At 33.4% G+C, this 7604-nt stretch carries 7 protein-coding genes; all 7 read right to left on the bottom strand.

All coding sequences use genetic code 11. The features are described from left to right. Window positions 1–115: 115 nt before the first annotated feature. Window positions 116–1081 (bottom strand): ABC transporter ATP-binding protein, encoded by a 966-nt coding sequence (locus BUB51_RS11365; protein WP_073197848.1) that lies wholly within the window; start codon window positions 1079–1081, stop codon window positions 116–118. Next, window positions 1081–2076, bottom strand: a complete 996-nt coding sequence (locus BUB51_RS11360) for an ABC transporter ATP-binding protein (RefSeq protein WP_073197846.1) — start codon at window positions 2074–2076, stop codon at window positions 1081–1083. Before BUB51_RS11360 ends, BUB51_RS11365 begins: the two co-directional genes overlap by 1 nt. 19 nt (window positions 2077–2095) lie before the next feature. Further along, complete coding sequence (locus BUB51_RS11355; RefSeq protein ID WP_035163389.1) at window positions 2096–2977, bottom strand: ABC transporter permease; 882 nt, start codon at window positions 2975–2977, stop codon at window positions 2096–2098. 32 nt (window positions 2978–3009) lie between these two features. Then, entirely contained in the window at window positions 3010–3936 is a 927-nt protein-coding gene (nikB, locus tag BUB51_RS11350) for a nickel ABC transporter permease (RefSeq protein ID WP_073197844.1), read from the bottom strand. 133 nt (window positions 3937–4069) lie between these two features. Beyond that, window positions 4070–5599 carry a glutathione ABC transporter substrate-binding protein gene (locus BUB51_RS11345; RefSeq protein WP_073197843.1) on the bottom strand — a complete coding sequence of 510 codons (1530 nt, stop codon included), beginning with the start codon at window positions 5597–5599 and terminating at the stop codon, window positions 4070–4072. 443 nt (window positions 5600–6042) lie between these two features. After that, on the bottom strand, window positions 6043–7212 hold the full coding sequence (locus BUB51_RS11340) for a class I SAM-dependent rRNA methyltransferase (protein WP_073197841.1): 1170 nt from the start codon (window positions 7210–7212) through the stop codon (window positions 6043–6045). Window positions 7213–7373: 161 nt separating this feature from the next. Continuing rightward, window positions 7374–7604, bottom strand: a 231-nt coding sequence (locus BUB51_RS13365) for a hypothetical protein (protein ID WP_073197839.1), incomplete at its 5' end; no start/stop codon positions are given.

Here is a 7604-nt window from a genome sequence, read left to right as displayed (position 1 = left end):
CGATGGACACCCTTGCCTTTAGCTAGTGGTTGGCACGGTCAACCCCCACAGTGGACTTTCACCACCTAGTTGTTACGCATGCCCGGCACACAAACATAAAGCGGCATTTGCCGCTTTATATATTATTTATTTCTTTTACATAATGGCATGCAACAAAGTGTTCATTGCCTATATCTACTAATTTAGGCTCTTGATTGAAACACTTGTCTTTAGCATAAGGACATCTCTTTGCAAATCTACATCCTGGTGGAGGATTAATTGGTGAAGACACTTCTCCTTTAAGAATAATTCTTTCTCTTTTCTTCTTAATGCTTGGTACTGGTATAGCAGATAGTAAAGCCTTAGTATATGGGTGATATGGTCTGTTGAACAATTCTCTACATTCTGCCTTTTCAACTAATTTACCTAAATACATAACCGCAATATCATCAGAGAAATGTTTAACTACTGATAAATCATGAGTTATGAACATATAAGTAAGTCCAAGTTCATCTTGTAAATCTTGCATTAGATTTAAAACCTGTGCCTGTATTGAAACATCTAATGCTGAGACTGGCTCATCACAAACTATGAATTTAGGATTTAATGCTAATGCTCTTGCTATACCTATTCTCTGCCTTCTACCACCATCCAATTCATGAGGATATGCATTAACTAATCTTTCTGCAAGTCCAACAGTTTCCATTAGTTTTGAAACTCTTTTATCTAGTTCAGCTCTATTTTTAGTAATTTTGTGTATAATAAGCGGTTCTGCTATTATTTCGCTTACTGTCATTCTTGGATTTAATGATGCAAATGGGTCTTGGAATATAATCTGCATTTCTTCTCTCAATTTTCTAAGCTGTTTTTTATTGAAATTCCTTATATTTTGACCTTCAAACAATATCTCTCCATCTGTAGCTTCTAATAGTCTTAAAACTAATCTACCAGTTGTAGACTTACCACAACCAGATTCTCCAACTACTCCAAGAGTCTTTCCTCTTTCTATATAGAAATTAACGCCGTCTACAGCGTGCAGTAATCCTTTAGGAGTCTTGAAATATTTTTTTAGATTCTTAACCTCTAGAATTCTATCTGCCATTATTTCACCTCCTTAACGTCTACTAATCCTTCGTATATAAGACATTTAACCTTATGTCCATTTTCAAGTTCTGTAACCTTTGGTTCCTTTTTGGTACAAATATCTTTCGCATAAGGACATCTTGGGTGAAATTTACATCCTGATGGAAGATTAGTTGGATCTGGCATTAATCCCTTAATTGGTTTTAACCTATCTACTTCTTCGTCTAACTTTGGAATAGAACCAAATAGTCCAACTGTATAAGGATGTTTCGGATTTTCAAATAACTGCTCTAATGAAGCCGTTTCAACAATTTCTCCAGCATACATAATGGCTACTTTATCACAAACCTCTGCAACAACTCCGAGGTCATGTGTTATAAGAATCATTGCCGTATTAAATTCATTCTTCAAATTGTTCATTAAATCTAATACTTGAGCTTGAATAGTAACATCAAGAGCTGTTGTAGGTTCATCCGCTATTAATAATTGTGGATTACATGCTAATGCTATAGCTATAATAACCCTCTGCTTCATACCGCCTGAGAATTGATGTGGATAATCATTAAGTCTAGCTTTTGGTATTCCAACTAACTCAAGCATTTCTCCCGCTTTTTCCATTGCTTCTTGTTTTGAAACATTCTGATGTATTTCAATAACCTCAGCTATCTGCTCTCCAACTGTCATTACAGGATTTAATGATGTCATTGGGTCTTGGAATATCATTGATATTTTGTTACCTCTAATTTTTCTCATTTCTTCTTCTGAAATCTTTAGTAAATCACGTCCCTCAAACTCTATTACTCCACTCATTATTTCCCCAGGAGGATTTGGAACTAATCTCATTATACCTAATGCAGTAGTAGTTTTACCCGCTCCAGTTTCACCAACTAATCCTAATGTTTCACCTTTATTGAGCTTTATATTTATACCGTTAACAGCTTTAACCGTTCCGTCATCAGTTATATAATGTATGGCTAAATTCTCTATATTTAATAGTTCCTTATTTTCCCTCATCTATAACACTCCCTTCTTACTACTGTTTTAATCTTGGATCTAAAGCGTCTCTTAATCCGTCACCTAAGAAGTTTAACGCCAATATTATAGTCATTATAGCTAAACCTGGGAAAGTTGTTACGTGCCAAGCGTACCTTAAATAAGCTCTACCGCCCGCTAACATAGCTCCCCATTCTGGTGCTGGTGGACGTATACCTAATCCTATGAAACTTAATCCCGCAGTTGAAAGAATAGCACCAGCAACTCCTAATGTACCTTGAACTATAACAGGAGCCAATGTATTAGGAATAATATGCTTTAATACTATTCTTAAATCACTCGCACCTATAGCCTTTGCAGCTTCTATAAACTCCTGATCGCGAATTGACAATACTGAAGCTCTAACTATCCTTGCGTAAGAAGGAACAGATGAAATACCAACAGCAATCATTAAATTCATTAAACTTGGACCAAGAGCCGATACTATAGCAATTGCCAATAATATACTTGGTATTGCTAAAAATATATCCATTGTTCTCATTATAATATTATCAATTAATCCGCCATAATAACCTGCTATTGAACCTAATATACCACCAATAATTATAGATATACCTACCGATATAATACCTACTTTTAAAGAAACTCTAGCCCCGTGTATTAATCTTGCAAAAATATCTCTACCAAATTCATCAGTTCCCAACCAGTGCTTTGCACTAGGTCCTTGCAATCTTTCTTTTAAGTTTTGTTTTATAACAACCTCATCATAATCAGCTATAAAATCAGCAAACACAGCTAATAAAACTATTATTGTTAAAATAGTAAGTCCTACCATTGCCATTTTATTTTTCTTAAGTCTTCTCCAAACTTCTGACCATTGGCTTCTTTTCTTATTTTTCTTACTCTTTTTAGCCGTTGCCATCCTTTAACCTCCTTTATATTGTGAATCAAATGTTATTTATACTGCGATTTTATTCTTGGGTCTACGTATGCATATAAGATATCAACCATTAAGTTTACAAAACTAAATGTTACCGATACGAAAACAACTGAAGCCAATACCATTGGAGTATCTTTTTGTCTTATTGCATCAACTAATAATCTACCTACTCCGGGCCATGAAAACACTGTCTCTGTTAAAACAGCACCGCCTAGTAAGTAACCAAATTGTAAACCTACAACTGTTATAATCGGAATTAATGCATTTTTCAAAGCATGTTTGTTAATTACTTTTTTCTCTAAAACTCCTTTAGCTCTTGCCGTTCTGATATAATCTTGTCTTATAACTTCAAGCATTGAAGAACGTGTCATACGAGTAATTAATGCTGCTGCACTTGTACCTAATGTTATGGCTGGAAGAACTAAACTTGATAAACCGTTATCCCCACCTGAAGGAAGCCACTTCAATGTAACCGAAAATACAAGCACTAACATTAATCCAAACCAGAAGTTAGGCATTGAAACACCAAGCAATGCTCCAACCATACTAACATTGTCAAATAGTGAATACTGTTTAGTCGCAGAAATAATACCTACAGGAATACCTATTATTATTGCAACTAATACCCCTGCTATAGTAAGTTTTAAAGTAGCTGGAAATCTCGCAAATATCTCTTCAAAAACAGGTCTTCTAGTAGAATATGACCTACCGAAATCACCTTTCAAACCATTTTTTATAAATCTGAAATACTGTACAATGAAAGGATCGTTAAGTCCCATTTCTTCTCTTAATTGTTCAACCTTTTCAGGTGGTGCACTTTCTCCAAGGATGATTTGAGCTGGATCTCCTGGAGTTAGATACATTATTGAATACACTATAAAAGTTACACCTAAAATAACAGGTATAAGCAGAAGCAATCTGTGAAGTATATACTTATGCATTATATTCCTCCTTCCAAAATATCTTTGCAATTGCCTTTATTGCTTAAATTGTCTTAAAATTCTGCATCGTTTCTCCCGAAAGTAAAAGCAGGACCGATATATGGCCCTACTTTTTACTTTCAAGAGTTAATTTTTATTCAAAATATATATTGTATAGTTTGTGATGTCCTGCTGGATGAAGTTTGAATCCTTTTATGAATTTTTGTGTTCCAGCATTTTGTAGTTTATAGAATAATGGGAATATTGGAGCATCTTCCATAATTAACTCTTGAGCTTTTTTGTATATTTCCTCTCTTTTTTCAATATCTGTTGCAACTTTACCTTGTTCTAATAACTTATCAACTTCTGGATTTCCATAGAATGATCTGTTACCTGCTGAACCTTTTGCTGAACTGTGGAATAGTGGATATAAACCATAGTCAGCATCTCCAGTAACTGTTGTCCAACCTAAGAAGAACATTTCTTGTTCTCCTTTAGCAGTTCTATCTATATAAGTACCCCACTCTAAAGATTCAATACTTACATCTATACCTATTTCTTTTAATTGAGCCTGTACAATTTGTGCTATTTGGTTAGCTAATGAACCGCTTATCCAAAGTTCAGTCTTAAATCCATTTTCATATCCAGCTTCTTTAAGCAATTCTTTTGCCTTCTCTGGATTGTATTCATATCTGTTTAATTTATCGTTGTATCCAAATACTCCTGGAGCAATTGGTGAATTAGCTTTAAATCCTGAACCACTTAAAACGGCTTCGATTATATCATCTGGATTTATAGCATAGCTTACAGCTTGTCTTACAAGTTTATTATCAAATGGAGCTTTTTCACAGTTAAATCCTATATAGTACATACCTAATGATGGTGCTTCAATTAATTGTAGGTTTTCATGATTTGCTACTCTATCTTTATCTATTGGTTCTATACCATATGCAATATCAATTTCTCCTGTTTCTAATCCTATTGTTCTATTTGTTCCTTCTGGAACTACTCTAAATATCACTTTTTTTAGTTTAGCAGGTCCTCTAAAGTAATCATCAAATCTCTCTAATGTTATTTTGTCTCCTGCTTCCCAACTTACAAATTTAAATGGACCAGTACCAACTGGATTTTGTCCGTAATTATCACCAGCTTCTTTTACGGCTTTTTCATTCAATATCCCTGCTGCACTATGTGCTAAGTGTGCTAACAATGGACTGAATGGTTCTTTTGTTTTTATAACAACTTTATAATCATCAACTACCTCTACTGAATCAATAGCTTCTACTATATGACTAACTTTACTTGATTTCATCATTCTATCTAATGTAAATTTAACATCACTCGCTTTTAATTCTTCTCCGTTGTGGAATTTAACACCTTTTCTAATGTTGAATTCCCATGTTGTATCGTCTACTTGATTCCAACTTTCAGCTAATCCCGGCTGTATTTCCATATCTTCTGTAGCATAAACTAATGTGTCGTAAATTTGAGTCATTACATTTGATGATGTTGAATCGTTTGTTGCATGTGGGTCTAATGATTTTGCATCTGCACTTTGTGCAACTACTATCGTATCTTTCTGTCCTTTAGCTTCTTCAGCCGGTTTTTGTCCACATCCAGCCAAAGCGAGAGCTAATACTAAAATTGAAGTTACTACTAAAAATAATTTTTTGTTTCTTATCATAACGTTTTCCTCCTTTATCCTTATAGATTTTTAATTAAAGGTCCCTAATTCCATAGATAAAACCCACGCATTTTATTATGATACAACGCAAATCGGAACCTTTAATTTTTTTAAGAAGCTAAATTTTCAAACAATTGAACAAACAGAAATGTTAACATTTTCGACAGGATTAGCAGTAAATCGACAATTAACATGGTACAATATGCTTATTTGTTTTTCAATGGTTTTATTTTCCACGCTTTTCAGGGCTATTAATACAAATGTGTATTTTTACAGATTTATAGGCTATTTTTAAAAATATTTAACATTTGTTTTGTTAACTTTATTTAATCTTTCATAAAATTTAAACAATATCGAATTTACAATCAAAAGCAGCTAAAAACCACTTTATTATTCATCTTTAAATAGATTAAAATAGAGCCAACGAATTAAATTCGTTGGCTCTATATAACCTGCACAATTACACATTTTAAATATAACGATTCATCTGAACCTAATAAAATTGGATGGTCTTTTGCTTGAGTACGCACTTCTATCTGTCTTAACGTCTTTTTAGCATCTTTTGCTGCATCTTGAATCATCTCCATAAATAATTCAGGAGTCATATAATGAGAACATGAACAAGTAACCAAAAATCCACCCGGTTTAATTATTTTCATTGCTCTTAAATTAATTTCTTTGTATCCTCGATATGCTCCTTCTAAAGCAGAACGCGACTTGCAAAATGCCGGTGGATCTAATATTACTACATCAAATTTTTCTTTATTTTTATGATAATCTCTTAATACATCGAAAACATTGCCTACGACGCCTTGAATTTTATCCTCAAATCCATTTAATTTTGCATTTTGATTTACATAGTCTATTGCATGTTCTGAAATGTCGACAGCTATTACTTCTTTAGCACCATAATGCGCCGCATGTAATGCAAATCCTCCTGTATGTGTAAATGTGTCTAATACTCTAGCATCCTTAACTAATGGCTTAATAGCAGCTCTATTTTCTCTTTGATCTAAAAAATATCCTGTTTTCTGCCCATTTTCTATATCCACAACCATCTTTATTCCATTTTCAACAATTTCAATTTTAGTATCAAATGTACCCTTTAAAAATCCCTTTCTTTGCTCTAATCCTTCTAGTTCTCTTACTGGAACATCATTTCTTTCAAATATTCCCTTTGGCTTTATAATCTCATCAAGAAGTTCAACTATCATATCTTTATATTTATCTATCCCCAGTGCAAGAGTCTGAACTACTAAATAATCACTAAACTTATCAACTATAAGGGCTGGAATAAAGTCAGCTTCTCCAAATATAACACGACAGCTAGATGTATCAACCAATCTCTTTCTATACTCCCAAGCATTTTCAATTCTCTTTTTGAAAAATTCTCTATCTATTTCTTCTTGCTTACGCGTCATAATACGCACTCGTATTTTAGATTTTGGATTAATATAACCTCTTCCCAAAAATTTATTTATACTATTGTATACATCTACAATATCACCAGGTTCATAATCACCTTCAATTCGTTCTATTTCATTATCAAAAACCCATAAATGACCTTTTAAAATCCTCTTATCCCTATGCTTTTTTAAAATCACTTTTGCCATTTTCAGTCCTCCATTAGCTTTAATTTATAACATTTCTATCGTATATTATTTTACGACAATTGTAAATATATTAACTTCTCAAATCGAGTAGGAGGTAGATGATTAATTCATCTACCGACCTCTCACACCACCGTACGTACCGTTCGGTATACGGCGGTTCATTAGGTTAAGTTCAATTTCTTATACTGCATAGAGAATGTTTTAAATCCTTGATTTAGCCAATACTGATTATTTAATGTCTTATTTAATATAGGACTATTAGATATACGCCAGTACCCCTTTCGGGTATTAGCGTATTGCCATGCCTTATACTCTGGGACTCCTAATCTTTTAAGATTCTTAAATTTGGTCTTAATTTTCTTCCATTGTTTCCAAAGGCATGCCCTTAATCT

The sequence above is a fragment of the Caloranaerobacter azorensis DSM 13643 genome (assembly GCF_900129995.1).
Lineage (GTDB): Bacteria > Bacillota > Clostridia > Tissierellales > Thermohalobacteraceae > Caloranaerobacter > Caloranaerobacter azorensis.
The sequence above is the reverse complement of the archived record's forward strand: the minus strand, read 5'-3'. Positions and strand labels throughout refer to the sequence as shown.